The following is a 2,749-nucleotide window of genomic DNA, read 5'->3' as shown; positions in this document are numbered from 1 at the left end:
TGTGGACGTCTGCGACAGACGCTGGCACACCCCGAAACACAAATCCCCATAGCTCACCGCGCACGGACCGCGGGTTCCTGCATGAGAGGCTTTCGTACGCCTGACGGCACCCGAAACCCTTCAGCAATGTCGGTCGTTGAGGACACCTTTTCCACTGCCCAAGAGCAGTCGTCGCCGACAGTGAAACGGTAGGGCAAGGTTCGCTATTGCGGACGTGCACAGATCGTGGCGCCTATGTCGGTTTTTAGCACTGCCAATTCCGGACATCAGTTTTGGACGCAGGCGCGGTCGGCCTGCCAAAAGAGCCAAGCGGTTCCGGCGGAGGCGCAGCTTCGGTTAATTGAACCGTTTCCGAACCACAAATCGCTCCTGGTGATACCCGGGGCGGCGCGCCAGCGGGATTTACATATGGCACGTACCGCTGAACCTGATACTCTAGGCTTCTGTGAAAATCCGGATTTCCTCATGGAGCGCCGACTTACTGCGATCCTCGCCGCCGATGTGGTTGGCTACAGCCGCCTCATGGGGCTGGATGAGGCTGGTACGCTGTCGGCTCTGAAGACGCATCGGCGCGAGATGGCCGACGCCAAGATCGCCGAGCACCGGGGCCGCATCGTCAAGCTCACCGGCGACGGCATGCTTGTCGAGTTCCCGAGCGTGGTGAACGCCGTTGCCTGTGCCACGGAGATCCAGCGCAAGATGCGCGAGCGCAACGTCGAAGTGGCGGAGGACCGTCGCATCGAGTTCCGCATCGGCATCCATCTCGGCGACATCATCTTCGAGGACAACGACATCTATGGCGACGGCGTCAACATCGCGGCGCGCATCGAAAGCATCGCCAAGCCGGGCGGCGTCGCAGTGTCCGGGTCGGTCCGCGACAATGTCGGCAACCGGCTCGATCTGACGTTCGAGGACACCGGCGAGCAGGCGCTCAAGAACATCGACCGGCCGGTCAGGGTCTACAACGTCAACCTCTTCCAGGCCGCTCCGCCGCCACGCGTGACGAGCGGCGCTGCGCAACCCAAGTCGGGGCCGGCGAAGGAAAAGCCGTCGATCGCCGTCCTTCCCTTCAACAACATGAGCGGCGACCCCGAGCAGGAATACTTTTCCGACGGCATCACCGAGGACATCATCACCGACCTGTCGAAGATCTCGGGGCTGCACGTCATCGCCCGCAACACGGTGTTCACCTACAAGGGCAAGCCTATCAGGGTACAGCAGGCAGCACAGGAACTCGGCGTCAGATTTGTTCTGGAGGGTAGCGTGCGCAAGGTTGGGTCGCGCGTGCGCGTCACGGGACAGCTCATCGACGGTGCGGATGGCGGGCACGTCTGGGCCGACCGCTACGATCGCGATCTGACCGATATTTTTGCGATCCAGGACGAGATCACTCACACCATCGTCGACCAGCTGAAGGTCAAGCTGCTGCCGGAAGAAAAAGAGGCGATCGAGCTGGCGCCGACTGAGAATGTCGAAGCCTATACTTACTATCTCAGGGGGCGGGAGTTTTTCCACCGCGGTTCGAAATCATATTACAGGCTGGGCAGGCGAATGTTCGCCATGGCGATCGAGCTCGACCCGCTCTATGCGCGCGCCTATGCCGGTACCGCCGATTGCGACTCGTTCCTCTTTCTCGACTATAGCGAGGAGGTTTCGCTCGAGGGCATCCTCGCCAACGCTGCGAGGGCGCTCGAGATCGACAGCGGTCTGGCCGAAGCGCACGCCTCCCGCGGACTCGCCTTGGCGGTCGGCCAACGCTACAAGGAGGCCGAAACGGCGTTTGAACGGGCGATCGCAGGCAATCCCAATCTGTTCGAAGCGCATTACTTCTACGCCCGCTGCTGCTTCGCACAGGGTAAGCTGGAGACGGCCGCCACTCACTGGGAGCGCGCGGCCGAGATCGACCCCAATGACTATCAGTCATCGATGTTGCTCGTGCAGGTCTATCGCTCGCTCGGGCGAAATGTCGACAGATTGGAGACGGCTCGCAGAGCCCTCGAGCGCGCGGAGCGGCAACTGGCGAGGAACCCTGAAAATGCCCGGCCCGCCTATCTCGGCGCCAACGCACTCTTAGAATTGGGAGAGTTCGATCGGGCAAAGGAGTGGGCGGCGCGCGCGCAGGCCATCGATCCCGACGACGTCCTGACCCAATACAACCTTGCTTGCTTTCATAGCATGCTTGGCGATCGCGATCGGGCGTTCGACTTGCTCGAAAGGGTGATGCCACGGGCCCACCATGAAATGAAGGCTTGGGTTCTGCACGACTCCGATTTCGACCTGCTTCACAACGATCCACGCTGGCAGAAGGTGCTCGATCTTACCACCTAATACGGTTGATCGGCGATGATCGAGCGCACCGAAGCGGCAACTTTCCAAGTGTTGCCAGACTAACAGGTCAAAAACGTGAGAGGGTACAGACCGTGACGGCCCCTTCGTCAGCGGCCGAAGCCGGGGCGCCGCCGCGGTGGTTGCCGACCTAGGGTTATCTTTGGGTCCCGACGCAGACCATCGCCTCAGTGCGCTTGAGGTCAGATCAAGCCACCAGTCGAACAGGAGGGGTCCGCACTAGCTTTGTGGTTAAAGCTGCCCGTCTGCTGACGGCCCAAAGGTGCCTGTCGGCTACGCGCCTCATGCACGAACCCGCTTCGCGGGAGGGGCGCCTCGTTCTGAGATGGCGCGACAGGTATTGGTCTTGAGCGGGTAGAAGCTGCGATCCGACCATGGAGTTCCTTCAACGAGAGGAACTTGC

General features: G+C 61.3%; 1 protein-coding gene. It reads left to right on the top strand.

Annotation, left to right across the window (positions count from 1 at the left end; genetic code table 11):
* The first annotated feature begins 465 nt into the window (after positions 1–465).
* Positions 466–2,328, top strand: a complete 1,863-nt coding sequence (locus JQK88_RS35285; RefSeq protein ID WP_192258542.1) for an adenylate/guanylate cyclase domain-containing protein — start codon at positions 466–468, stop codon at positions 2,326–2,328.
* The last annotated feature ends 421 nt before the right edge of the window (positions 2,329–2,749 follow it).

Origin of the sequence: Mesorhizobium caraganae (assembly GCF_016836705.1) — a bacterium.
Lineage (GTDB): Bacteria > Pseudomonadota > Alphaproteobacteria > Rhizobiales > Rhizobiaceae > Mesorhizobium > Mesorhizobium caraganae.
Note: the sequence above shows the minus strand (reverse complement) of the source record. Positions and strands in the feature narration are given on the sequence as shown.

What these genes read in the sequence shown, in the direction of transcription:
- JQK88_RS35285 (WP_192258542.1), top strand. Translation starts at nt 466, where the DNA reads ATGGAGCGCCGACTTACTGCGATCCTCGCCGCCGATGTGGTTGGCTAC.